20 protein-coding genes are annotated in these 23,401 nt (G+C 64.0%); 8 read left to right on the top strand and 12 right to left on the bottom strand.

All coding sequences use genetic code 11. The annotated features are described in order from the left end of the window. Positions 1-146 precede the first annotated feature (146 nt). Genes AC788_RS12500 through AC788_RS12490 form a run of 3 tightly spaced genes read right to left on the bottom strand, consistent with a single transcriptional unit; the run spans position 147 to position 3,837 of the window. Positions 147-2,336, bottom strand: a complete 2,190-nt coding sequence (locus AC788_RS12500) for a xanthine dehydrogenase family protein molybdopterin-binding subunit (RefSeq protein WP_049860917.1) — start codon at positions 2,334-2,336, stop codon at positions 147-149. Continuing rightward, positions 2,333-3,322: an FAD binding domain-containing protein gene (locus AC788_RS12495; protein ID WP_049860916.1), complete on the bottom strand. Its 990-nt coding sequence runs from the start codon at positions 3,320-3,322 to the stop codon at positions 2,333-2,335. Before AC788_RS12495 ends, AC788_RS12500 begins: the two co-directional genes overlap by 4 nt. Beyond that, on the bottom strand, positions 3,319-3,837 hold the full coding sequence (locus tag AC788_RS12490; protein WP_049860915.1) for a (2Fe-2S)-binding protein: 519 nt from the start codon (positions 3,835-3,837) through the stop codon (positions 3,319-3,321). The genes AC788_RS12495 and AC788_RS12490 overlap by 4 nt, the downstream gene beginning before the upstream one ends. Positions 3,838-4,074: 237 nt before the next feature. On the opposite strand from AC788_RS12490, the gene AC788_RS12485 reads away from it, so the two are divergent. The 4 genes from AC788_RS12485 to AC788_RS12470 all read left to right on the top strand — a co-directional run bounded on the left by AC788_RS12485 (position 4,075) and on the right by AC788_RS12470 (position 8,961). Further along, entirely contained in the window at positions 4,075-5,367 is a 1,293-nt protein-coding gene (locus AC788_RS12485) for an NCS2 family permease (RefSeq protein WP_049860914.1), read from the top strand. Further along, positions 5,364-6,449 carry a tRNA (uridine(54)-C5)-methyltransferase TrmA gene (gene trmA / locus AC788_RS12480; protein WP_049860913.1) on the top strand — a complete coding sequence of 362 codons (1,086 nt, stop codon included), beginning with the start codon at positions 5,364-5,366 and terminating at the stop codon, positions 6,447-6,449. Before AC788_RS12485 ends, trmA begins: the two co-directional genes overlap by 4 nt. A 158-nt stretch (positions 6,450-6,607) precedes the next feature. Next, on the top strand, positions 6,608-8,041 hold the full coding sequence (locus tag AC788_RS12475) for an MFS transporter (protein ID WP_330218329.1): 1,434 nt from the start codon (positions 6,608-6,610) through the stop codon (positions 8,039-8,041). A 68-nt stretch (positions 8,042-8,109) separates the two neighbouring features. Continuing rightward, positions 8,110-8,961: a shikimate dehydrogenase gene (locus AC788_RS12470; protein WP_049860911.1), complete on the top strand. Its 852-nt coding sequence runs from the start codon at positions 8,110-8,112 to the stop codon at positions 8,959-8,961. Between the two features lie 177 nt (positions 8,962-9,138). Here AC788_RS12470 and AC788_RS12465 read toward each other — a convergent pair whose 3' ends face one another. Both AC788_RS12465 and quiC read right to left on the bottom strand, forming a co-directional pair. Beyond that, on the bottom strand, positions 9,139-9,810 hold the full coding sequence (locus AC788_RS12465) for a TetR/AcrR family transcriptional regulator (RefSeq protein ID WP_049860910.1): 672 nt from the start codon (positions 9,808-9,810) through the stop codon (positions 9,139-9,141). Between the two features lie 94 nt (positions 9,811-9,904). Next, positions 9,905-11,815: a 3-dehydroshikimate dehydratase QuiC gene (gene quiC / locus AC788_RS12460; protein ID WP_049860909.1), complete on the bottom strand. Its 1,911-nt coding sequence runs from the start codon at positions 11,813-11,815 to the stop codon at positions 9,905-9,907. A gap of 556 nt (positions 11,816-12,371) precedes the next feature. Here quiC and AC788_RS12455 point away from each other — a divergent pair. Next, positions 12,372-13,712, top strand: coding sequence for an MFS transporter (locus tag AC788_RS12455; protein WP_049860908.1), 1,341 nt, complete (start codon positions 12,372-12,374; stop codon positions 13,710-13,712). 128 nt (positions 13,713-13,840) lie between these two features. On the opposite strand, the gene AC788_RS12450 is transcribed toward AC788_RS12455, so the two are convergent. The 3 genes from AC788_RS12450 to AC788_RS12440 all read right to left on the bottom strand — a co-directional run bounded on the left by AC788_RS12450 (position 13,841) and on the right by AC788_RS12440 (position 16,677). Further along, positions 13,841-14,656, bottom strand: a complete 816-nt coding sequence (locus AC788_RS12450; RefSeq protein WP_049860907.1) for a sugar phosphate isomerase/epimerase family protein — start codon at positions 14,654-14,656, stop codon at positions 13,841-13,843. Between the two features lie 54 nt (positions 14,657-14,710). Continuing rightward, positions 14,711-15,772 carry a Gfo/Idh/MocA family protein gene (locus AC788_RS12445; RefSeq protein WP_049860906.1) on the bottom strand — a complete coding sequence of 354 codons (1,062 nt, stop codon included), beginning with the start codon at positions 15,770-15,772 and terminating at the stop codon, positions 14,711-14,713. A 128-nt stretch (positions 15,773-15,900) separates the two neighbouring features. Continuing rightward, a complete protein-coding gene (locus tag AC788_RS12440; RefSeq protein ID WP_049860905.1) occupies positions 15,901-16,677 on the bottom strand; it encodes an IclR family transcriptional regulator in 777 nt (258 codons plus the stop codon). Between the two features lie 140 nt (positions 16,678-16,817). On the opposite strand from AC788_RS12440, the gene AC788_RS12435 reads away from it, so the two are divergent. After that, positions 16,818-18,539, top strand: a complete 1,722-nt coding sequence (locus AC788_RS12435; protein WP_049860904.1) for an FAD-dependent oxidoreductase — start codon at positions 16,818-16,820, stop codon at positions 18,537-18,539. A 24-nt stretch (positions 18,540-18,563) separates the two neighbouring features. After that, the gene (locus AC788_RS12430; RefSeq protein ID WP_049860903.1) at positions 18,564-19,388 is read left to right on the top strand and encodes an aldo/keto reductase; all 825 of its coding nucleotides are present in this window, start codon (positions 18,564-18,566) and stop codon (positions 19,386-19,388) included. Positions 19,389-19,509: 121 nt separating this feature from the next. On the opposite strand, the gene pcaG is transcribed toward AC788_RS12430, so the two are convergent. Both pcaG and pcaH read right to left on the bottom strand, forming a co-directional pair. Further along, complete coding sequence (gene pcaG / locus AC788_RS12425) at positions 19,510-20,115, bottom strand: protocatechuate 3,4-dioxygenase subunit alpha (RefSeq protein WP_049860902.1); 606 nt, start codon at positions 20,113-20,115, stop codon at positions 19,510-19,512. A gap of 12 nt (positions 20,116-20,127) precedes the next feature. Next, on the bottom strand, positions 20,128-20,847 hold the full coding sequence (gene pcaH / locus AC788_RS12420; protein WP_043192756.1) for a protocatechuate 3,4-dioxygenase subunit beta: 720 nt from the start codon (positions 20,845-20,847) through the stop codon (positions 20,128-20,130). Positions 20,848-20,990: 143 nt separating this feature from the next. Here pcaH and ypfJ point away from each other — a divergent pair, with 143 nt between their 5' ends. Next, positions 20,991-21,878, top strand: a complete 888-nt coding sequence (ypfJ, locus tag AC788_RS12415) for a KPN_02809 family neutral zinc metallopeptidase (protein ID WP_049860901.1) — start codon at positions 20,991-20,993, stop codon at positions 21,876-21,878. A gap of 60 nt (positions 21,879-21,938) precedes the next feature. On the opposite strand, the gene AC788_RS12410 is transcribed toward ypfJ, so the two are convergent. Continuing rightward, complete coding sequence (locus tag AC788_RS12410; protein WP_049860900.1) at positions 21,939-22,526, bottom strand: HAD family hydrolase; 588 nt, start codon at positions 22,524-22,526, stop codon at positions 21,939-21,941. Then, positions 22,523-23,392 (bottom strand): acyl-CoA thioesterase II, encoded by an 870-nt coding sequence (tesB, locus tag AC788_RS12405; protein ID WP_049860899.1) that lies wholly within the window; start codon positions 23,390-23,392, stop codon positions 22,523-22,525. Before tesB ends, AC788_RS12410 begins: the two co-directional genes overlap by 4 nt. Positions 23,393-23,401 lie beyond the last annotated feature (9 nt).

The following is a 23,401-nucleotide window of genomic DNA, read 5'->3' as shown; positions in this document are numbered from 1 at the left end:
CTGTTTGCGCGATTGGGCTGTGTGGTTTAGTGCCGCACGACCGGATGTCGCACCCGGTTTACTTTCGTCTGGTATGGGGTTTGCGCAGCTCATCTGTTGCCCGAAAACACCGGCCGGTGCAGTGCGCACCGGCCGGAATCGAGCTTTCAGAGCACCTTGTCGAGGGTGATGGGGAACTCGCGGACACGCTTGCCGGTGGCGTGGTAGATGGCGTTGGCCACGGCGGCCGCGACACCGACGATGCCGATCTCGCCGACGCCCTTGGAACCCAGGGCGTTGACGATGTCGTCGGGCTCGTCGACGAAGATCACGTCGATGTCGTTGATGTCGGCATTCACCGGAATGTGGTACTCGGCCAGGCTATGGTTCATGAAGCGGCCCAGGTTATGGTCGGTCTGGGTTTCTTCCTGCAGGGCCATGCCCAAGCCCCAGACCACGCCGCCGAGGATCTGGCTGCGGGCCATCTTCGGGTTCACCACACGACCGGCGGCCACGGCACTCACTACGCGGGTGACGCGGATGGTGCCCAGATCTTCGTCCACTTCCACTTCGACGAACACCGCCGAATGCGTGGCCGTGGCATAGCCTTCACGCTTCTTGTCCGGCTCGGCATCGACCTGGGCTTCGAAGGTGTCCATGCCGTCGATGCCGCTCAGGTTCTGCAGCGACACGTGATGGCCTGGGCAGCGCAGCTCGCCGTCCTCGATGAACACCTGTGCAGGGTCGGCATCGGCAAACGCCGGATGCACCTGGCTGGCGGCGTGGATCAGCTTGGCCTTGAGCGCTTCACAGGCCTGCTGCACGGCGGTTCCTACCGACGATACGGTAAACGAGCCACCTTGCAGTGGCGCGGTGGGCAGCGACGAGTCGCCCAGCTTGAACTCCACGTCCTGCGCGGCGACACCGGCCGCTGCCGCGGCGATCTGGGTCATCACCGTGTAGGTACCGGTGCCGATGTCAGTGGTCGCGCTGCTGACCACCAGCTTGCCTTGCTTGTCGATCTTGGCCTTGGCGCTGGCCGGCATCTGCATGGCCTCCCAGACCCCACCGGCCATGCCCATGCCAACCAACTGGTTGTCACGGCGCATGCTGCGCGGCTCGACCGTGCGCTGGCTCCAGCCGAAACGTTCGGCGCCCTGCTGGTAGCAGGCCTTGAGTTCCTTGCTGGAATACGGCTTGCCTTCGTTCTGGTTGGTGTCGGAGAAATTGACCAGGCGCAGTTGCACGGGGTCGATCTTGGCCGCCACGGCCAGCTCGTCCATCGCGCATTCCAGGCCGATCATGCCCAGGGCTGCGCCGGGGGCGCGCATGTCCAGGGGCGTGAACACGTCCAAGGGCACCAGGTTGTAGGTCAGCTTGACGTTGTCGCAGTGGTAGAGCATGCCGCTCCACTCCACGACGTGCTCGGAGAAGTCTTCGAAACGCGAGGTCTGACCGGTCGCGGTGTGGCCGACTGCCTGCAGCTTGCCGTCGGCGTTGCAGGCCAGTTGCAGCTGCTGCACGGTGCGCGGACGGTAGCCGAAGGTGAACATCTGCTGGCGGGTCAGGGTAACGCGTACCGAGCGCTTGAGGTGCAGAGCGGCCATCACGGCCAGCGGCAGCTGGTACTGCGGACGCAGGCCGGAGCCGAAGGCGCCGCCGACGAAAGCAGCCATGACGCGGATCCTGTCCTTGTCCAGGCCGAACACGTTGGACAGATAGGTCTGGCAGTTCTGCGTGCTCTGGGTCTTGTCGTGGATCACCAGGCTGCCGTCGGCCTGATACAGCGCGGTGCTGGCATGGGGCTCCATCGGGTTGTGGTGCTCGACCGGCGTGTCGTAGGTGGCGTCGACGGTAATCGGGGCGGCAGCGTATTGCCCGGCGAAATCGCCCCGCGGTTCGGGCAGTTCAGCCGGCGCCGGCTTGGCGGCGGACAGCTGTGCGCGCAGGTCGGTCTGGTGAGGTTCCTGGGCGTATTTGATCTGCACCAGAGCGCCTGCATGGCGCGCCAGTTCCAGGTTTTCCGCGACGACCAGCGCCAGCGGCTGGCCGCTGTAGAGCACGTTGTCGTTGTACAGCGGGCGAAACGGCGAGCCGTCGGCGGCATCGTCGTCTTCGTATTTTTTGTCGTAGCTGGCCAGCTTAGGGCGGTTGGTGTGGTCGATCACGGCCACCACGCCCGGCAGCGCCAAGGCTTTGGACGCATCGATGGACAGCACGCGACCGTTGGCGATGGTGCTGGAAACCACACTGCCGAACAGCAGGCCATCTTCAGGAAACTCGCCAGCGTAGCGCGCCTGACCGGTCACCTTGAGCAGACCGTCGACGCGGTCCATGGGTTTGCCAAGTGTGCTCATCGCTGCATCTCCCCTTTGGCGGCGTCGCTCAGGGCACGGACTATCGCGCGGCGGGCCAGCTTGATCTTGAAGGTGTTGTGTTGCAGACCGCGAGCGTCCTGCAACAGGGCGTCGGCAGCTTTGCCGAAGGTCTCGGCGGTGGCGGGCTGGCCGATCAGCAGGCGCTCCACCGCTTCATCGCGCCACGGCTTGTGGGCGACACCGCCCAGCGCCAGGCGGGCGTCGCGAATGGTCTCGCCATCCAGCTCCAGCGCTGCGGCAACCGATACCAGCGCGAAAGCGTAAGACGCCCGATCGCGGATCTTCAGGTACTGGCTGTGGGCGGTGAAACCGGCGGCGGGCAGTTCTACCGCGGTGATCAGTTCGTCATCGGCCAACTGGTTGTCGCGCTCGGGCGCGTCCGCGGGCAGGCGATGAAAGTCGGCGAATTCGATGGTGCGCGCGCCGTTCGGACCCTGCACATGGACCACGGCAGCCAACGCTGCCAGGGCCACACACATGTCCGAAGGATGGGTGGCGACGCACTGCTCGCTGGCGCCCAGGATGGCGTGGATGCGATTCAAGCCGTCCTTGGCCGGGCAACCGGTGCCGGGCTCGCGTTTGTTGCACGGCATCTTCGAATCGTAGAAGTAGTAGCAGCGCGTGCGCTGCAGCAGGTTGCCGCCGGTGCTGGCCATGTTGCGCAGCTGCGGCGAAGCACCGGCCAGGATCGCCTGGCTGAGCAATGGGTAACGCTGCTCGATCAACGGGTGCCAGGCCAGGTCGGCATTGCTGACCAGGGCGCCGATGCGCACGCCGCCCTCGGCGGTTTCCTCGACTTCGCGCAGGGGCAACCCGGTGATGTCGATGAGCTGCTCGGGCTGCAGGACGTTCTCTTTCATCAGGTCGAGCAGGTTGGTACCACCAGCGATGAAGCGCGAGCGAGGACCGGCCAGGCGCACGGCCTCATCGACGCCGGCAGGCTTGGCGTAGGTAAACGGATTCATGAGCGCTCCCCTCCCTGCACTTCGACCACTTCTTCGATGGCCGCGCGGATGTTGCTGTAGGCGCCGCAACGGCACAGGTTGCCGCTCATCAATTCCTTGATGTCGGCGCTGGAGTCGGCGCGGCCTTCGTTGATCAGGCCAACGGCCGAGCAGATCTGCCCCGGCGTGCAGTAACCGCACTGGAAGGCATCGTGCTTGATGAACGCGGCCTGGACCGGATGCAGTTGATCACCCTGCGCCAGGCCTTCAATGGTGGTCAGCTCGGCGCCGTCGCACATCACGGCCAGGGTCAGGCAGGCGTTGACCCGCTTGCCATTGAGCAGCACGGTGCAGGCGCCGCACTGACCGTGGTCGCAGCCTTTTTTGCTGCCGACCAGGTCGAGCTGTTCGCGCAGCAGATCCAGCAGGGTGGTCCAGGGCAATACATCGAGCTGGCGCGACTGGCCATTGAGTTGCAGGGAAATGCTGTGGCTGGCGTACGGCTGCGCGCCAGCGCTGGAAGAAAGGGTGCTCATCGGGTCGACCTCACGGTGGTTCAGCTTGCGTGCGCGGCATTTTTCATGTCGCGTCGTTTGCAGGTACGACTTGGCACGCCGGTCATTCGTTCAGACGAGCTGATGAGTGTTTCCCCGCGACCGTGCTGGTATGATGCGCGGCTTTTTTTACCGCCCGGATGTGCTTTGCTATCAGGGTCGACACGACAACACTCGACAACAACGGTAACGGCGCAAAACGCGCCACAGGGAGCGGGCATGCTGGAAAGGCTGTTTCAACTCAAGGCGCACAACACCAACGTGCGCACGGAAATACTCGCCGGGGTCACGACCTTTCTGGCGATGGCCTACATCCTGTTCGTCAACCCCAGCATCCTGGGCGAAACCGGCATGGACAAGGGCGCGGTCTTCGTCGCCACCTGCCTGGCCGCGGCCATCGGCTCGACGGTCATGGGCCTGATCGCCAACTACCCGATCGCCCTGGCGCCGGGGATGGGCCTGAACGCCTTCTTCACCTACACCGTCGTGCTGCACATGGGCCACACCTGGCAGGTGGCGCTGGGCGCGGTGTTCATCTCGGCGGTGTGCTTTTTCCTGCTGTCGATCTTTCGGATCCGCGAGTGGATCGTCAACAGCATCCCCCTGCCATTGCGTTCGGCCATCGCTGCGGGCATCGGCCTGTTCCTGGCGCTGATCGCGCTGCAAGGCGCCGGGATCGTGGTGGGTAACCCGGCCACCGTGGTGGGCATGGGCGACCTGACCAAGCCCGGTGCGGTGCTGGCGATCTTGGGCTTTTTCCTGATCGTCGCCCTGGAGGCGCGCAAGGTTCGCGGGGCGGTGCTGATCGGCATTCTGGTGGTGACCACCGCGTCGATCCTGCTGGGCTTCAGCCCATTCAACGGGCTGGTGTCGATGCCACCATCGCTGGCGCCGACCTTCATGCAGCTGGACATCGCCGGGGCCTTGGACATCGGCCTGCTCAGCGTGATCTTCGCCTTCCTGTTCGTCGACCTGTTCGACAACTCCGGGACCTTGATCGGCGTGGCCAAGCGCGCCGGTCTGATGGGCAAGGACGGCCACATGCCGAAGATGGGTCGGGCGCTGATCGCTGACAGCACGGCGGCCATGGCCGGTTCGCTGCTGGGTACTTCCACCACCACCAGCTACATCGAGTCGGCAGCGGGCGTCAGCGCCGGGGGCCGTACCGGCCTGACCGCCATCGTGGTCGCGGTGCTGTTTCTGCTGGCACTGTTCTTCGCCCCGCTGGCAGGCAGCGTGCCGGCCTATGCCACCGCACCGGCGTTGTTCTTCGTGGCGGTATTGATGGCGTCGGGCCTGGCTGAAATCGAGTGGGACGACATTACCGAAGCCGCTCCGGTGGTGGTCACCGCCCTGGCCATGCCGCTGACCTATTCGATCGCCAACGGCATCGCCTTCGGCTTCATCGCCTGGACCTTGATCAAGCTGCTGGCGGGCCGTGCCCGCGACTTGAACTCGGCGCTGGTGATCCTCTCCATTCTGTTCGTTGTGAAACTGGGCTGGTATCCATGAGTGTTGTTCTCGACCCCTCCTCCTACACCCAGCAGCTGGATGAAAAGGTAGCGCGCCTGCGCGCGTTGCTGGCGCCGTTCGATGCGCCGGAACCGGCTGTGTTCGATTCGCCTCGCGAGCACTACCGGCTGCGCGCGGAATTTCGCCTGTGGCGCGAGGACGGCCAGCGTCACTACGCGATGTTCGCGCCCGGCGAGAAGCATGTGCCGATCCTGATCGACAGCTTTCCCATCGCCAGCGCGCGCATCAACGAACTGATGCCGCGCCTGAAGGCCGCCTGGCAGGCCGATGCGGCGCTGAGCAACAAGCTGTTCCAGGTGGAGTTTCTGACCACACTGGACGGCGATGCCATGGTAACGCTGTGCTATCACCGCCCGCTGGACGAGCACTGGCAGCGTGCTGCCGAGCAACTGGCGAGCGACCTGGGTGTAAGCATCATCGGTCGCTCCAAGGGCAAGCGTGTGGTCATCGGCCGCGACTATGCGGTCGAGGCGCTCGAGGTGGCTGGTCGTACGTTCCGCTATCGCCAGCCCGAAGGCGCGTTCACCCAGCCCAACGGCACGGTCAACCAGAAGATGCTCAACTGGGCGTACGAGGCCCTGGGCCCGCGCGACGACGATCTGCTGGAGCTGTACTGCGGCAACGGCAATTTCACCCTGCCGCTGGCCACGCAGGTGCGCAAGGTGCTGGCCACGGAAATCAGCAAGACGTCGGTCGCCGCCGCCTTGCACAACCTCGATGACAACGGCGTCGACAACGTGACCCTGGTGCGCCTGTCGGCCGAAGAGCTGACCGAAGCGCTCAACGAGGTGCGTCCGTTCCGTCGTCTGCAGGGTATCGATCTCAAGGCCTATGACTTCGGCAGCGTGTTCGTCGATCCACCACGGGCCGGCATGGACGTGGACACCTGCGAGCTGACCCGGCGTTTCGACAACATCCTGTACATCTCCTGCAATCCGGAAACGCTGGCGGCCAATATCGAGCAATTGCACGATACCCATCGGGTGGCCAAGTGCGCCTTGTTCGATCAGTTTCCGTACACCCATCACATGGAATCAGGGGTCTTGCTGGTACGCCGTTGAACGCCGTGCTGCAGTGACGGGCCGAACCACGCGAGACGGTTACGCGCCCTGTCAGGCAAACCACGCAGGCCCCTAACGCGGCCTGCGTGGCTGCAACGGCGGACGTGCCTGTGGTAGAACAGAAGTAACAAGAAGTTACCACTGTCATGGAGACCGGCTTGAACAACGCTGCCACTGCCCCTCTGTCCGCTTCGCGCTCACGCTTGATGGCTCTTCTGGTGGCCGCGGCGTTCTTCATGGAAAACCTGGACGCCACGGTGATCGTCACCGCCCTGCCGGACATGGCCAGATCCTTCCAGGCCACCGCCGTGGACCTGAACATCGGCATCACCGCCTACGTCATGACCCTGGCGATCTTCATTCCCGGTAGTGGCTGGGTCGCTGATCGTTGGGGGCATCGTCGCGTGTTCATGACAGCGCTGGCGCTGTTCACCTTGGCCTCGGTACTGTGCGCAGCCTCGCAGGAGCTCTGGCAGTTCACCGCCGCGCGGGTGCTGCAGGGCATCGGTGGGGCCATGATGGTGCCGGTGGGGCGCCTGGCGGTACTGCGCAACACCGAGAAGTCCGACCTGCTCACTGCCATCGCCTTCATCACCTGGCCCGGACTGGTGGCGCCGGTGCTGGGCCCGCCGGTGGGGGGCTTCCTGGCCACCTATGCGTCATGGCATTGGATCTTCCTGCTCAACCTGCCTTTGGGCCTGATCGCTCTGGTGTGTGCCTACAAGCTGATGCCCGAGGGCCGAGGCGAACATCCCCACCGCCCCTTCGACACAGTGGGTTTTGTACTCTGTGCCCTGGCGTGCGTGGGCCTGCTGTTCGGCCTCGATTTCATAGGCCAGGCTCCACGCAGCGGGTACGGCTATCTGATGCTGACCACCAGTGCCGTCCTGCTGTGGGCGATGTACCGTCACTTCACCCGGCACCCCACGCCCCTGTTGAAACTGGACGCCCTGAAGATCCCTACCTACCGGATAACCTTCAACGGCGGCTCGCTGTTTCGTGCCATGGTCAGCGCACACCCTTTTTTGCTGCCGCTGATGTTCCAACTGGGGTTCGGTCATGACGCCTTCACCGCCGGCCTGCTGGTGCTCACGCTGTTCGCCGGCAACATCGGGATGAAGCCCATGACCTCTTGGGTGCTGCGTCGCTGGGGTTTCCGGACACCGCTGATCGGCAGCAGCCTGGTGCTAGCGAGCACTACCTTCGCCTGCGCGGCAATGACCGCGGCCACGCCACTGGCGGTGATCCTGCCGGTGTTGTTGGTGTCGGGCATGGCTCGTTCGATGGGGTTCACCGCCTACAGCAGCGTCGCCTTCGCCGACATGCCGCAGCCGCTGATGTCTTCGGCCAACACGCTGTTCAGCATGACTCAGCAGTTGGCTTTCGGCCTGGGCGTGGCGTTGGCGGTGATCTTCCTGCGCCTGAGCGAATCGGTGCTGGGCGTGAACGGCGAATCCCTGGCCAGCTATCACATGGCGTTCGTGCTGGTGGGGATTCTGACCTTGGTATCGATGTTCGACCTCTGGCAATTGCCCCGTAATGCGGGCGCTGCCGTGTCGGGCCATGGCAAGCAGACGACGCCGACAAAATGATTTGACGTAATTAACTGGTTAGTACAATTTACCTGCATCGCACCCAACAAAAATAATGGAGTCACTCGATGAGCGGTAAAAACGTCCTGGCGGGCCTGATCGGCGCCGGTATCCAGCAGTCCCGAACTCCAGCCATGCACGAGCGCGAAGGCGCGGCGCAGGGCTTGGGGTATGTCTACCGGTTGATCGACCTGGATGCACTGAAGCTCGACAACGGTGCCCTTGAAGAACTGCTCACTGCGGCTCAACGCATGAGCTTCACTGGCCTCAACATCACCTTTCCGGCCAAGCAGGCGATCATTCCCCTGCTCGATGAGCTGTCGCCGGAGGCGTCTGGAATCGGCGCCGTGAACACTGTGGTGCTCAAGGATGGTAAACGGGTCGGCCACAACACCGATTGCCTGGGGTTCGCCGAAGGTTTCCGCCGCGGCATGCACGAGGCCAAGCGCGACCGTGTGGTGCAGATGGGTGCCGGCGGTGCCGGTGCGGCGGTGGCCCATGCGTTGCTGCTCGAAGGCGTGCAGCAGTTGAGCATCTTCGATGTCGAGCCGGCGCGGGCGCAGGCCCTGGCCGACAACCTCAACCAGCATTTTCCGGGGCAGCCGGCACAGGCGGGCAGCGACCTGCTGACGGCCTTGGCCGAGGCCGATGGCCTGGTCAACACCACACCGATGGGCATGGCCAAGCTGCCAGGCATGCCGGTGCCCAAGTCGGCCCTGCGCCCGGCGCTGTGGGTGGCCGAGATCGTCTATTTTCCGCTCGAGACCGAACTGCTGCGCGAAGCCCGGGCTTTGGGTTGCCGCACGCTGGACGGCGGCACCATGGCCGTGTTCCAGGCCGTGAAGGCGTTCGAGCTGTTCAGCGGCCGGCAAGCCGATGCCGAACGCATGATGGCGCATTTTGCCGAAATGAACGGATAAGCCAAGACCCGGATCACGACCCGTGTAGCAGCGGCGCAAGCCGCGTCGGCGATCGATGCGGTGTGTCAGGTACAACGCGGTGCGGCCGGACGCGGCTTGCGCCGCTGCTACAGGGGATCGCGGTGTCTGTAGCAGCGGCGCGAGCCGCGTCGGCGGTGGATGCGGCGTCTGTGGCTGCTATGGGGCCTGGATGAAGCGCAGGAGTGATTCGCAGAGCATTTCGCGGTGGTGCAGCTTCAACGTGGCTTCGTTGAAATCCACCTGGAACAACTGGCCGAAGGTGTGCTTGTTGGACACTCGGTAGAAGCAGAACGAGCTGATCATCAAATGCACGTCCATGGCATCCAGCCCCGGACGGAACACGCCCTGCTCGGTGCCGCGCCGCAACAGGTCGGCCAGTGCCAGCAGCACGGTCTTGTTCAACTCGCGAATGCTCGTGGATTTCTTGACGTACTCGCCCTTGTGCATGTTTTCGTTGCACACGATACGCACGAAATCCTCGTTGCGATCGTGGTGATCGAAGCTGAATTCCACCAGCCGGCGAATGCCTTCCACCGGCGTCAGCTCGTCCAGATGCAACTTGGCTTCGGTGCCGCGAATATCCCCATAGAGCTTTTCCAGCACCTCCAGGTAAAGCTGCTCCTTGCTGCTGAAGTAGTAGTAGATCATGCGCTTGGAGGTGTGCGTACGCTCGGCGATGGCATCGACGCGGGCGCCCGCCAGGCCCTGCTCGACGAACTCGGTGATGGCCGCCTGCAGAATGTTCTCGCGGGTCTTCTCGGGGTTGTTCTTGCGGGGCTTGCGAGGAACGTCGGCAGCGTGCGCGTCGGCCTCTGAGATTGTAGTCATGCTGGGCTCACGGCCGTCGTTGGTCAGCGGGCATTATGCGGCGCGCCGCGCAGGCAAGCAAAGCCCGCCGCGCACCTGCGCGGCGGGCACCCGATCAGAGCTTGGCGTGGCGTATGCCACCGGCGCGCGCCTTGGCCATGGCCGACAGGCGCACTGCAACGTTGGCAGCACCATAGCCGGCATAACCGCCGCGACGCTGCAGCACTTCGAAGAAGAAGCGCTCCTCGAACGGCTCGGTATAGACATGGAACAGCTCACCGCCGTTGGCGTCACGGTCGTACAGCACGTTGTAGTACGCCAGCTCGCTGAGGAATTCGTCGTCGAAATCGAACCGCGCACCGAGGTCATCGTAGTAGTTGAGCGGGATGTCCAGCAGCGCCACCCCGGCCTCCTTGGCCTTGCTGACGGCCGCGAAAATGTCGTCGCAATCGAAGGCGATGTGATGCACACCCGAACCGCGATAGGTCGACAGCGCATGGGAAATCGCGGTGTTGCGGTTTTCCGAGATGTTCAGCGGCAGGCGGATCGAACTGCACTGGCTGCGCACCGCACGGCTTTTCACCAAGCCATAGGGGTCGGGCAGCACCACCTCGTCGTCGGCCTTGAAATCGAGCACGGTCTTGTAGAACAGCACCCAGCTGTCGAGGGTGTCCGGCGGAATGGCCATGGCCATGTGGTCGATGGACTTGAGCATGCCCGGCGTCGCTGGCGATGGGCTGAGGCTGAAGTCGCTCTCGTAGATGGTCGGCCCGTCGCTGGCCTCGTCCACCAGGTAGATCAGGCTGCCATCCAGCGCCCGCACGGCCGCCAGCTGGCGCTCGTTGGGCCCGACCAGGCCGCGGAACGGCTGGGCCTTGTAGGCCACGGCGCGCTCCAGGGACTTGGCGCTGTCCTTCACCCGCAACGCGGTGGCACACAGCGATGGGCCGTGGGACTCGAAGAAGTTGTGGGCGAACGAATAGGGTTCGGCATTGAGGATCAGGTTGATATCGCCCTGACGCAGCAGGCTGACGTTCTTGGAACGATGCTGGCCGGCCTTGGCGAAGCCCAGTTGCTGCAGCCAGTGGCTGAGCTTGGCCCCCAAGGCTTCGTCGACCGCGAATTCGAGAAATTCGATGCCTTTGTAGTCATCTGCGGGAGGCGGTGCGAAGAGGATGTCCAGGTTCGCCACCGGTGTGGCCTCCTGTTCCAGCAGCTTGCGGGTCTTTTCCTCCAGGTACAGCAGCGAGCGCAGGCCATCGGCGGCATTGGCCCGAGGCGGCGCGGCGCGGAAACCATCGTTGAAGATTTCCAGCGACAACGGGCCGGTGTAACCGGTCTTGATGATCGGTGCGAGGAAGCCCGGCAGGTCGAACTCGCCCTGCCCTGGGAAGCAGCGGAAATGCCGGCTCCATTCCAGCACGTCCATGGCCAGGATGGGCGCATCGGCCATTTGCACGAAGAAGATCTTGTCGCCGGGAATGTCGGCGATGGCGCGCGGGTCGCCCTTGAGCGACAGCGTGTGGAAACTGTCGAGCAACACACCCAGGGCCGGGTGATCGGCCTGCCGGACGATGTCCCAGACCTGCTGATAGGTATTCACGTGGCGGCCCCACGCCAAGGCTTCATAGCCAATGCGCAAGCCACGCTTGCCGGCGCGTTCGCCCAGCTCGCGCAGATCGTCGACGAGGATCTGCTGCTCGCCCAGCGAGTCGGCGGCGGTGTTGCTGCACACCAGCACCAGGTCGGTGCCCAGTTCCTGCATCAGGTCGAACTTGTGCTCGGCGCGGTCGAAGTTGCGCGCCATGCGCGAGCGATTGCCGCCTTCGAAGTCGCGGAACGGTTGGAACAGGGTGATGGCGATGCCCAGGTCGGCGCACATCTGCCGCACTTCACGCGGACTGCCGTCGTAGTACAGCAGGTCATTCTCGAAGATTTCCACGCCATCGAAGCCGGCGGCGGCAATGGCTTCGAGTTTTTCCGGCAGGGTACCGCTCAAGGATACGGTGGCGATCGAACGCTGCATGGCACGCTCCAATAAGGCTCTACGAAAAGGCGCTACGAGGGCTTGCGCCGAGGCCTCGACTACGCGCCTTTTCTGCGGTTCCGCCCAGCGCCTGAGGGCAGGCAGAACCGTGATGAAAAAAGGGGGTTGTATCAGTTTGCCACTCTACCCGAGCACGTACCAACTGGTTAGTTTTGCGTGCGATTATCGACCACTTACCGTGTGCATCGATTGATTAGCCCAGGCGGTGTGCGCACCATCGGTCCCGACAGTGAAGCTGGTCGAGACGCAGATTGCAATCGACCCGGCGCAGACCGCCCGCCGTGGCGGCCAACACCCCATAAGAATTTCAAGAACTCAGGTAATCACTCATGCCCATCCGATTTCGCATCAATCCCGTACCTGTGACCTTCCCCAGCGGTGTCGAAGCCAGTCAATACGCACGCGTTTGACGCCACCGAGTGCTCCCTGACGGCAATGTCTCTGATACCGTGCATGCCCTGTATCAGACTGCCTCACGCTCAGTCGAAGTTCGGCGGTGGTCGAAACCACCGCGCCTGTACGGATGGTCCCAACGATGACACAACCCCACAGCTCCGCTCTGCCCCGCGCCCAACAAGCGCCTGAGACCAAAGTCGGCTTCAGGGACATGGTCAAGGCCGGCGCCGCCGTCGGCAAGACTCGCTGGGGCATGCTCGCCCTGGTGTTCTTCGCGACAACCTTGAACTACATCGATCGCGCCGCACTGGGCGTGATGCAGCCGATTCTGGCCAAGGAAATGAGCTGGACGGCGATGGACTACGCCAACATCAATTTCTGGTTCCAGGTCGGCTATGCCATCGGCTTCCTGCTGCAAGGCCGCCTGATCGATCGGATCGGCGTCAAGCGTGTGTTTTTCTGTGCGGTGTTGCTCTGGAGCCTGGCCACCGGTGCCCACGGCCTGGCGACCTCGGCGGTGGGCTTCATGGTCTGCCGGTTCATCCTCGGCCTGACCGAGGCCGCCAACTACCCCGCGTGTGTGAAGACCACTCGGCTGTGGTTCCCGGCCAAGGAGCGCGCAGTGGCCACCGGCATCTTCAATGCCGGGACCAACGTCGGCGCGCTGCTGACACCGATGATGCTGCCGTTGATTCTCAGTGTCTGGGGCTGGCAGGCGGCGTTTCTCACCATCGCCCTGCTGGGGCTGGCCTGGGCGGTGTTCTGGGGCATCAAGTACTTCGATCCGGACCAGCATCCACGGGTAAAAGCCAGCGAGCTTGAATACATCCAGGATCAGGAAGCCCCCGAGCAACCGGGCGTGCCGTTCTGGAAGATCATGACCATGCGCGGCACCTGGGCGTTTGCCGGGGCCTTCATGATGACGGCCCCGGTGTTCTGGTTCTACCTGTACTGGCTGCCGCCGTTTCTCAACCAGCAATACCAGTTGGGCATCAACGTCACCCAGATGGGCATCCCGCTGATCATCATCTACCTGAGTGCCGACGTCGGCAGCGTGGGCGGTGGCGTGCTGTCCTCGTTCCTGATCGGACGCGGCATGCAACCGGTCAAGGCGCGGCTGCTGTCGATGCTCGTGTTTGCGCTGGCGATCATCAGCGTGGTGTTCGCTGCTGGCGCGGCCAACCTGTGGGTGGCGGTGGCGGCGATCTCGCTGGCCATCGCCGCGCACCAGGCGTGGACGGCGAACATCTGGAGCGTGGTGATGGACTACACGCCCAAGCACATGATGAGCACGGTGTTCGGCTTCGGCGGCATGTGCGCGGCGGTCGGCGGGATGTTCATGACCCAGGTGGTGGGCTATATCCTGACCGTGACGAACAACAACTACACGGTGTTGTTCACGATCATTCCGGCGATGTATTTCATTGCCTTGGTGTGGTTGTACCTGATGGCACCGCGCAAGGTGCCGCAGGGGGCTTGAGCCAGGCGCGGGGTGGCGGTGGGGCTATTCGCGGGCAGAGCCCGCTCCCACAGAGGCTCGCCGCATATCCATGTGGGAGCGGGGCGGGCGGCGAGCGCTCTGCCCGCGAAGAGGCCAGTGGCATCACCCTAGATCTCAGCCAGTAAAGCCTGGGTTTTCTCGAGGGCCATCCGGGCCCTCTCATAAGCGCTCACCCCCTGCTCCAACAGCCGCGCCGTGGGTATCTCCAGGCTCAGCGGCACATCCTCGGGCAGCGCTCGCAACAAGCCAACCAGGTCGCAGTCGCCGTCTCCCGGAAAACGACGTTCCTGGCGGGCCTGGCGCAGTATCTCGGCCATGTCATCAGGGCATGGACCCGCCACGTCGCACAGTTGGGCATAACGCAAGCGTTGCGGTGGCAGGCTGCGCAGGTCTTCAAGTCGCGAGTTGGAGCGGTCGAAATGAAAGGCATCGACCAGGATGCAGGCATTGTCGCGACCGGCCTTGTCGAGCATCACCCTCGCGCTGGCCAGGTCCGGGCAGTCCGTCCAGGGCATGAATTCCAGGTGCGGATGGATGCCATAGGGCCGCGCCAGATCACACAGCTGGGCGAGGTTGTCGCTGGCTCGCTGCACGTCTGGATCGTTCCCCGCCACCAGCAATTCGCTGGCACCGAACTCGGCGCCCAGCGCCAGATGAGCTTCGAAATCCGCCACACGGGTCAGCGGTTTCAGCCGCAGGATTTCGATGTCCAGCACCTTGATGCCGGTATCACGCAAACGTGCAGCCGTCTGGCGTTGCAGTGCCTTGTCGCGCAGCAAAGGATAGTGATGCTCCTCGGCGGTGGCCGGTTCGGTGCGCAGGCCAACGTGGCTGTAGCCGGCGCGGGCAGCGACCTCGACCATCTCGGGAGGCGAAAGCTCGAGCACGGTCAAGGCGGCCAGAGACAGGATGCGGTGGGTCATGGGCGGTTCCTTGGGGCTTGAAGGTGTTGGGCAAGGCGAGAGCGTTTCAGCCAACTAACCGGCCTGGCCCAACGCGCGGGGTGCACAGGCACGCCCGGTGCGCATCGCGTCCCCGATGGCGTCGACCAACGCCAGGGTTCGCGCAGCATCCACCACACTCACCAGCGGTTCGACCTGCCCGCGCGCGACCTCGATGAAATGCTCAAGCTGCACGCCCAACGCTTCGGCGGGGGCGAAGGTTTCCTGCACCTGCTGCAAGGGTTCATGCCAGCCCGCGCCCGGTTCGGCGTAATGCCAACGCGTCAGTTGCGGCACGCTCAGCGCACCGGCCGTGCCTGCCAGCAGGTAGCACGGCTGATCGGCCTGGCGTGGATAGACCGGGTTCTCGCCCGAGCCGAGCTCCCAGCTCCAGGGCGCGGCGACCCCATCGGAACCGGTCAAGGTGCCCAGCGCACCGTTTTCGAACTGCAGCAACACCGCCACACTGTCTTCGTTGCCGAAACCGCGAATGCCATTGCTGCCGAAGGCCTGCACCTGGCGGACTTCGCCGCACAGGTAGCGCAGCAGATCCAGGTCATGAATCAGATTGGTCAGCAGCATCCCTGCCCCCGGCTCGCGACGCCAGGCGATGTCGAAGTAACTGTCGGGCTTCTGCAACTGCCACAGCGCCGTCACCGTGGTCAGCCGACCGAGCACGCCACTTTGCACGACGTGTCGGGCGCGGCTAATCATCGGGTTGTGCCGCCGATGATGACCGACCAGGACCGGCACACCGCTGGCCGAGCTGGCGGCCACCAGCTCGGCCACTTCGTCCAGATCGACCCCCACCGGCTTTTCCAGCAACACGGGGACACCGGCCGCCAGACAGTCCAGAGCCGTACGCACATGCTGGGCATTGGGGTTGGCGACGATGACGGCCTCGGGCGCCACCTGCGCCAGCATCTGCCGATGATCGGTGAAATGCGGCACCGCGCATTCAGCGGCGAAGGCGGCTGCTTGAGGGCCTGGGTCGGCGATGGCGCAGAGCTGGGCGCCGTCCATCTGTTGCAGATGCTGGTAATGCTGCCGGCCCATGTTGCCAGCACCGATCAGGGCGATTCGCAGAGGGGAGGTCACGATGCAGATCCTTGGTTTTTGTTTTCTCCAAATATTTAGAACCAAGTTCCGGAATATTTCAAGTCAACGAGAGCGCAATCGTGCAGGCGACTGCACGGATCGTGATGGCACCCCCTTTGTTTCTACACTCAGCTGAACAGCTCCGACGCCACGCTGACCTGAGACAACTCCTGCGCAGCAGCCAGCAAACCCGTGGCCAATTCATGCATGCGCGATTCGGACAGGCGCGCGCTGGGGCCGGCGACGCTCAGTACACCCACCACATGAGCGTCGCGCGGATGGCGGATCACGGCAGCCAGGGCTGACGTGCCCAGCGCCGAACTTTCGACCACCCAGGCATAACCGGCCTCGCGAGCCACCCGCAGGCGTTCGAGCAGATCGGCGTTGGAACGCGGAGCGTTCGGTCCGAAATCGTCACGACTGGCAATGCCTTGCTGCTCCACCAGGGCCAATGCCTTGGCATCACTGAGGGAGGCCAGCCAGGCATGTCCGGACGCGGTGTAGAACAGGGGCGCATCGCGACCCATTTCCGGGTCGTAGCGCAAGCCGGAACGGGCGCCCTGGGATTTGGCGATCCAGGTTTGCCGGTCGCCTTCGATCACGCCGAGGCGCACCAGCTCGCCGGTGTCCTGGGCCAGCCGGTCGAGGATCGGCTGCACGATGTCGGCGCCGCTGCCCGACAGGTACTGAAAGCCCAGCGCGACCAGCTTGGTCGACAAGTGATAGCGCAAAGTCTCGGCGTTCTGCCGCACATACCCCAGCCGGCCCAGTTCGGACAGCATGCGATGGGCTGCACTCTTGGGCATGCCCAACTGTTCGGCAAGGGTTTGCAGGGCTTGGCCGCGAGGCTCGTTGGTAAGGCTCTCAAGCAGGCTGAGCGCCCGTTCGATCTGACTGCCGGCCATGATGGGGTCTCGTGAAGTTGTAACGAATGAAAAAATTTCGCCGATTCTACACTTGGCGATCCGGTCGGCAATCCATAGAATATGGAACCAGGTTCTAGAAAATTACAATTTAACCCACCTGCTTCTTGGAGATTCATCCCATGCCTGCGCCCGACTGCGTAACGACCCCGGTGGAGTGCGACGTGCTGGTGATCGGCTCGGGAGCCGCAGGCCTGGCCACTGCCGTCACCGCCGCCTACCACGGGTTGCGCGTGATCGTGGTGGAAAAGGACAGCACCTTCGGCGGCGCAACCGCCTGGTCGGGTGGCTGGATGTGGGTGCCGCGCAATCCGCTGGCACGGCGCGCCGGCATCGACGAGGATCCAGCCCTGCCGCGCACCTACCTGCAACATGAACTAGGGGCGCACTTCGATCCGGCGCGGGTCGATGCCTTTCTCGAAGCCGCCCCGAAGATGGTCGCGTTCTTCGAGAAACACACCCGCCTGCAATTCGCCGGCGGCAATGCCATCGCCGACATCCATGGCGATACGCCGGGCGCCGGCACCGGTGGCCGCTCGGTCATCGCTGCGCCCTACGACGCACGCGAACTGGGCACGAAGCTGCTCAAGCGCCTGCGCACAACGATGCGTGAAACCTCCTTCCTGGGCATGCCGATCATGGCAGGGGCAGACCTGAGCGCCTTTCTTACGCTGACCCGGTCATGGCGTTCGCTGCTGCACGTCAGCCAGCGAGTGGGCCGACATCTGTTCGACCTGGCCTGGCACGGACGCGCCATGCAGTTGCGCAACGGTGTGGCACTGGTGGCGCGGCTGGCCAAGTCGGCCGACGACCTGGGCGTACTGCTGTGGGAGTCGGCGCCGGTTCGACGGCTGTCGATGCAAGGTTCGCGGGTCTGCGGTGCCGTGGTCGAGACGGCCAGGGGCGAGGTCGTGATCCACGCTCGCAAGGCCGTGATGCTGGCCACCGGCGGTTTCGCCAACGATATCGAGCGACGGCGGACGCTGTTTGCGCGAACACCCACCGGCCACGAACACCTGGCCCTGCCACCGCAGGGCGTCAGTGGCGACGGCCTGCGCCTGGGCGAAGCCGCCGGCGGCGAAGTGGCCACGGACCTGGCCTCGGCCGCGGCCTGGTGCCCGGTCTCGCGTGTGCCCTACCCCGATGGCAGTGTCGGCCATTTCCCGCACATCATCGAACGCGCCAAGCCCGGCATCATCGGCGTGCTGGCCAACGGCAAGCGCTTCGTCAACGAGGCGGACGGCTACTACGATTACGTCAAGGCGATGGTCGAGCACGCGCCCGGCAGCGAAGTCGCCTCCTGGCTGATCTGCAGTCATCGCTTCCAGCGCCGCTACGGACTGGGCATCTCGCGGCCCTTTCCCCTGCCGATCAAACCGCATCTGGACAGCGGCTACCTGAAAGTCGGCGACACGCTGGAAGCGCTGGCCAGCGCCTGCGGCATCGACCCTCAAGGGCTGCGCCGCACGGTGGACGACTTCAACCGGCACGCGCGGCTGGGGCAGGACCCGGCATTCGGCCGCGGCGGCAGCGCCTACAACCGCAAGCAGGGTGATGCCCTGCACCAACCCAATCCGTGCGTGGCGCCGATCGAACAGGGGCCCTTCTATGCGGTCAAGGTTGAAGCAGGCAGCTTCGGCACCTTCGCCGGGCTCAAGACCAATGAGCACGCACAGGTGCTCGATCGCCAGGGCCTGCCGATTGCCGGGCTGTACGCAGCCGGCAGCGACATGGCCAGCATCATGGGCGGCCATTACCCGGCCGGAGGCATCAACCTGGGCCCTGCCGCCACCTTCGGCTACATTGCCGCGCGACACATGGCCGGAGCGACACACGACGAATAACCGCCAGTAGAGAAGGAGATCGACATGCAACTCATCACCAACGCCCAACAGCTGAAGATGCCGAAACTGGGCCTGGGCACCTGGCCGATGCTCGACGAGGAATGCACCTCGGCCGTGATCCAGGCACTGGAACTGGGCTACCGGCACATCGATACCGCTGCCGGCTACAACAACGAAGCCGCCGTGGGCCGCGGCCTGACCGAATCCGGCGTGCCGCGCGGCGACATTCATGTCACCAGCAAGGTCTGGTGGGACAAGCTGGCGCCCGACGCCATGCGCGAATCGTTCCAGAACAGTCTGAATGCGCTGCAAAGCGACTACATCGACCTGTTCCTGATCCACTGGCCCGGCCAGGAGGGCTGGGATGTGAAGGCGGCCATCGAGACCCTGGTGTCGTTCAAGCAGGACGGCCGTGCGCTGAACATCGGCGTGGCCAACTTTCCTCTGCCGTTGCTGCGCCATGTGGTCGAGGAGTTGAACGCGCCGTTGGCGGCCATCCAGGTTGAATATCATGTGACCTTGGACCAGAGCGCCCTGCTCGACTATGCCCGCCAGCACGACATGGCGCTGACCGCCTACAGCCCGCTGGTTCGCAACAAGGTGTCGCAGATTCCCGAGCTACAGGCGATTGCCAAAAAGCATGGCGTGCTGCCGACTCAGGTGGCGTTGAAGTGGTTGCTGGATCAGGACAATGTCGCCGCAATCCCGAAGGCGGCCAGCAAGGCCAACCAGCAGAGCAACCTGGATGCGCTGAAGGTGCAGTTGGACGACGAAGATCGCCGGATCATTGCGGCGTTGCCCAAGGATCAGCGGTTGGTGAGCCCGGATTTTGCGCCTGAGTGGGATTGAGGTAGGGCGCTGGACCGCAGTGACCCCTTCGCGGGCAGAGCCCGCTCCCACATGACCCGCTCCCACACGAAATTTGTGGGAGCGGGCTCTGCCCGCGAAGGGGAGCACCGCAGTATCTGGATCAGAAATCGAAAAACACCGTCTCCCCTTCCCCTTGGATACGCATATCGAAACGGTAGGCCAGCTTGCCATCCACCTCGCAGCGAGTCGCCACCAGCGTCTCGCGCCGCGCCGGCTGTTCGATCAGGTTCAGCACCGGGTCCTTGGCGTTGGCTTCGGCCTCGTCGCTGAAATACAGCCGCGTGTGCAGGTGGATGTTCACCCCACGGGCGAACAGGCTGATGTTGATGTGGGGCGCCATCGGCACGCCGGCGGCGTTGTTCACCACGCCCGGCTTGATCGTCTGCACGGTCCATTCACCGGCGTCGAAGGTGGTAGCGGTACGGCCGAAGCTGTTGAAGGGTTTGTCCTGGTCGAAATCGATGTGGTAGTGGCCCTGATCGTCAGCCTGCCACAGCTCTAGAAACGAGTCGCGCACCAGGTGACCGTTGCCGTCGTAGACGTTGCCCAGCAGCAGGATGTGCTCGCCCGGCGCTTCGGGCTTGGCCATCTGGTTCCAGATTTCATGCTCGCGCGGTTCGATGCCGGCTGCCGCCAGGGCCAGGCCGATGTGGACGTAAGGTCCGGCCGTTTGTGAAGGGGTTTCTTTGAGCAATTCGATAGGCATGTCGGTTCCCCCTCAGCGGTTTTCGAAGTGAGTCTTGCGCTGGCCGCGCAGCACGATGTCGAAACGGTAGGCCAGGCAATCCATCGGATTGGCGTTGGCCATGTCCAGCCTGGCGATCAGGCTCTGCACCGCCTCGGGGTCGTTGATCGACTTGACGATGGGGCACATCGGAATCAGCGGGTCGCCTTCGAAATACAGCTGGGTGATCAACTTGGTGGCGATCGACGGGCCACTGATGGAGAAGTGCACGTGGGCCGGACGCCAGTCGTTCGGCCCGTTGCGCCATGGGTACGGACCCGGCTTGATGGTGCGGAAACTGTAGTAGCCCTCGCTGTCGGTCAGCGTACGGCCGACGCCACCGAAGTTGGGGTCCAGGGGCGCCAGGTAGCGGTCGTTCTTGTGCCGATAACGGCCACCGGCGTTGGCCTGCCACATTTCTACCAAGGTATTGGGAATGGGCTTGCCGAACTGGTCGCAGACGCGCCCGGCCAGGATGATCCGCTCGCCGATCGGCAAGCCGCCATGGTTGTAGTTGAGCAGCAGGTCGTTGTCGAACTCGCCGAACTTGAGATGGGCGAAATTGGGGCCGGTGCTTTCACTGGCCGACTGCGGAATGCTCACCAGCGCCTGGCGGGGCGAGCGCATGGTCGAGGTCTTGTAGTCCGGCGTCAGGGCTTTGGGGTGCCAGTTGCGATCACGGATGATGAAGCGACTGCTGTCTTGGGAAGACATGCCGTTCTCCTGTTATTCGATTTATAGAGGACCTGTTTCCAGGCTTCGGACTAGTCTCAAGGAAATGGTCGACAACGAATATTGAAAAACACGGTCACAGGCATACCCGAATGGTTATGCATGAATCGAATGAGGATTTTGCCATGTTATGGAAGAAAGGCCGACGCAGCGATAACGTCGTGGATGCCCGCGGTGACGGTGGCGGCAGTGGCGGCGGCGGGATGCGCATGGGCGGCAAGGGCCTGAGCCTGACCGCAGTGGTGCTGATCGTCGGCTTCGGCCTGCTGACCGGCCAGGACCCCATGCAGATCCTCGGCGAACTGACCGGCCAAAGCCAGCAGGCGGCGCCGGTGGACACCAGCCAGCGCAAGGCGCCACCGGCCAATGACGAGCAGGCCGAATTCGTCAGCACGGTACTGGGCGACACCGAGGACACCTGGAAGCAGATCTTCCAGCAGGGCGGGCAGACTTACAAAGAACCGAAACTGGTGCTGTTCAGCGGCCAGGTGCAGTCGGCCTGCGGCCACGCCACGGCGGCCAGCGGACCGTTCTACTGCCCGGCCGACCAGCAGGTGTACCTGGACATGGCGTTCTTCCGCGAGATGTCGCAGCGTTTCGGCGCCGCAGGCGATTTCGCTCAGGCCTATGTGATCGCGCACGAAGTGGGCCATCACGTGCAGACCTTGCTGGGCGTATCGGACCAGGTTCAGCAGGCGCGCCAGAGTGGTCAGCGCATGGAGGGCGCCAACGGCTTGCTGGTGCGTCAGGAACTGCAGGCCGACTGTTTTGCGGGGGTCTGGGCGTTCAACGGGCAGAAGCGTCTGAACTGGCTGGAGCCGGGTGACATCGAAGAAGCCCTGAACGCGGCCAACGCCATCGGCGACGACCGCCTGCAACAGCAGGGCCAGGGCCGTGTGGTGCCTGACTCGTTCACCCACGGCACCTCGGCGCAGCGCGTGCGCTGGTTCAAGGCCGGGTTTGCTCAGGGTCAGATCGACCAGTGCGATACGTTCGGCGCCAAGAGTCTCTGATTTTCAAGGGCCTCTGAACGTATTGACGCTCGCCACCCGCCAACGCAGGTGGCGAGCGATTCAGATCAGTTTGCGCAGGTGCGTGCAATCCAACGCATGCCAGTCCGCCAGTTCCGGCCAGAGGTTCTCCGGCCGGTTCACCAGCACTGTGGCGGTACCAGCCGCTCGGCCTGCCTGCAGATCCATTTGATGATCACCCACCATGACCATGTCCGGATGGCGCACGCACCAGGCGCCGGCCAGGTGCAGCAGACCGGCCGGGTCTGGCTTGTGCGCGGCTTCGTCGCGGCCCAGCACATCGTCCGGCTGGAAACAGTCGGCGATGCCGATTGCTTGCAGGCTGATATGCGCCAGCTCCCGCGCATTGCGGGTGAGAATCCCCAGGCGATGACCACGACCGGCCAGCTCACGCACCAGCTCCACCGCTCCAGGCGCCGCCGTCGAGGCCACGGCCAGGGCGCGCTCGTGTTCGAGCAACCAGACGTGCTTGGCTTTCGACTCGTGGGCCGGCAAGGCAGCCAGGTGGCTGAGGATGTCGGCCTCGGGCGGAATTTGCAGATGACGGCGAATGGCAGCGAAGTCGTGCACGGCCACGGTCAGGGTGCCGTCCAGATCGAACACCCAGTGACGGACGTGGGCCAGGCTCATGACCAGTCCTGCCGATGACGGATCAGACCTTCCTGGGCCGAGGACGCCACCAACTGGCCGGCGCGGTTGTACACGCTGCCGCGGGCAAAGCCCCGTGCGTTGCCCGCCCAGGGGCTGTCCAGGGCATACAGCAGCCAGTCGTCGGCGACCAGGTTGCCATGGAACCACAGCGAATGGTCGAGGCTGGCGATCTGCATGTCGCGGTGCCAGACCGATTTACCGTGGGGCAGCAGCGAGGTGGTCAGCAGGTTGAAGTCGGAGGCATAGGCCATGACGTACTTGTGCAACGCCGGGGTCTGCGCCAGGGCGCCGTCGGCGCGAAACCAGATGTACTTGATCGGGTCGGTTGGCGATGGATTGTACGGGTCACGCTCGGCCACCGGACGCATCTCGATGGGTTTGGCGCACAGCAGCTTGTCGCGCATGTGCGCAGGGATCAGATGGGCGACCTGCTGCATCAGCTCAAGCTCGGTGGGCAGGTTTTCCGGGCCGACCACGTTAGGCATCGCGCTCTGATGGGCGAAGCCCTCTTCGTCGTACTGGAACGAGGTGGTACCGGTGAAGATGGGCTGGCCCTTCTGCACCGCCGTGACGCGCCGGGTGCTGAAGCTGCCCCCGTCACGCACCCTGTCGACCATGTACACCACGGGTAATTGCGCATCGCCGGGGCGCAGGAAATAGCCATGCAGGGAGTGCACGTGGCGATCGGGCTCGACCGTCTGGCTGGCAGCCGACAGTGACTGGCCGAGTACCTGGCCGCCGAACAGCTGCCGAAAGCCCAGGTCCTGGCTGCGACCGCGAAACAGGTTTTCTTCGATGGGTTCCAGGCTCAACAGCTCGACCAGATCGTCCAACACATGGCTCATTCAAAACTC

The organism is Pseudomonas sp. RIT-PI-a (assembly GCF_001187875.1).
In the GTDB taxonomy this organism is placed as follows: Bacteria; Pseudomonadota; Gammaproteobacteria; order Pseudomonadales; family Pseudomonadaceae; genus Aquipseudomonas; species Aquipseudomonas coleopterorum.
The sequence above is the reverse complement of the archived record's forward strand: the minus strand, read 5'-3'. Positions and strand labels throughout refer to the sequence as shown.

What these genes read in the sequence shown, in the direction of transcription:
- AC788_RS12500 (WP_049860917.1), bottom strand. Translation starts at nt 2,336, where the DNA reads ATGAGCACACTTGGCAAACCCATGGACCGCGTCGACGGTCTGCTCAAG.
- AC788_RS12495 (WP_049860916.1), bottom strand. Translation starts at nt 3,322, where the DNA reads ATGAATCCGTTTACCTACGCCAAGCCTGCCGGCGTCGATGAGGCCGTG.
- AC788_RS12490 (WP_049860915.1), bottom strand. Translation starts at nt 3,837, where the DNA reads ATGAGCACCCTTTCTTCCAGCGCTGGCGCGCAGCCGTACGCCAGCCAC.
- AC788_RS12485 (WP_049860914.1), top strand. Translation starts at nt 4,075, where the DNA reads ATGCTGGAAAGGCTGTTTCAACTCAAGGCGCACAACACCAACGTGCGC.
- trmA (WP_049860913.1), top strand. Translation starts at nt 5,364, where the DNA reads ATGAGTGTTGTTCTCGACCCCTCCTCCTACACCCAGCAGCTGGATGAA.
- AC788_RS12470 (WP_049860911.1), top strand. Translation starts at nt 8,110, where the DNA reads ATGAGCGGTAAAAACGTCCTGGCGGGCCTGATCGGCGCCGGTATCCAG.
- AC788_RS12465 (WP_049860910.1), bottom strand. Translation starts at nt 9,810, where the DNA reads ATGACTACAATCTCAGAGGCCGACGCGCACGCTGCCGACGTTCCTCGC.
- quiC (WP_049860909.1), bottom strand. Translation starts at nt 11,815, where the DNA reads ATGCAGCGTTCGATCGCCACCGTATCCTTGAGCGGTACCCTGCCGGAA.
- AC788_RS12455 (WP_049860908.1), top strand. Translation starts at nt 12,372, where the DNA reads ATGACACAACCCCACAGCTCCGCTCTGCCCCGCGCCCAACAAGCGCCT.
- AC788_RS12450 (WP_049860907.1), bottom strand. Translation starts at nt 14,656, where the DNA reads ATGACCCACCGCATCCTGTCTCTGGCCGCCTTGACCGTGCTCGAGCTT.
- AC788_RS12440 (WP_049860905.1), bottom strand. Translation starts at nt 16,677, where the DNA reads ATGGCCGGCAGTCAGATCGAACGGGCGCTCAGCCTGCTTGAGAGCCTT.
- AC788_RS12435 (WP_049860904.1), top strand. Translation starts at nt 16,818, where the DNA reads ATGCCTGCGCCCGACTGCGTAACGACCCCGGTGGAGTGCGACGTGCTG.
- AC788_RS12430 (WP_049860903.1), top strand. Translation starts at nt 18,564, where the DNA reads ATGCAACTCATCACCAACGCCCAACAGCTGAAGATGCCGAAACTGGGC.
- pcaG (WP_049860902.1), bottom strand. Translation starts at nt 20,115, where the DNA reads ATGCCTATCGAATTGCTCAAAGAAACCCCTTCACAAACGGCCGGACCT.
- pcaH (WP_043192756.1), bottom strand. Translation starts at nt 20,847, where the DNA reads ATGTCTTCCCAAGACAGCAGTCGCTTCATCATCCGTGATCGCAACTGG.
- ypfJ (WP_049860901.1), top strand. Translation starts at nt 20,991, where the DNA reads ATGTTATGGAAGAAAGGCCGACGCAGCGATAACGTCGTGGATGCCCGC.
- AC788_RS12410 (WP_049860900.1), bottom strand. Translation starts at nt 22,526, where the DNA reads ATGAGCCTGGCCCACGTCCGTCACTGGGTGTTCGATCTGGACGGCACC.
- tesB (WP_049860899.1), bottom strand. Translation starts at nt 23,392, where the DNA reads ATGAGCCATGTGTTGGACGATCTGGTCGAGCTGTTGAGCCTGGAACCC.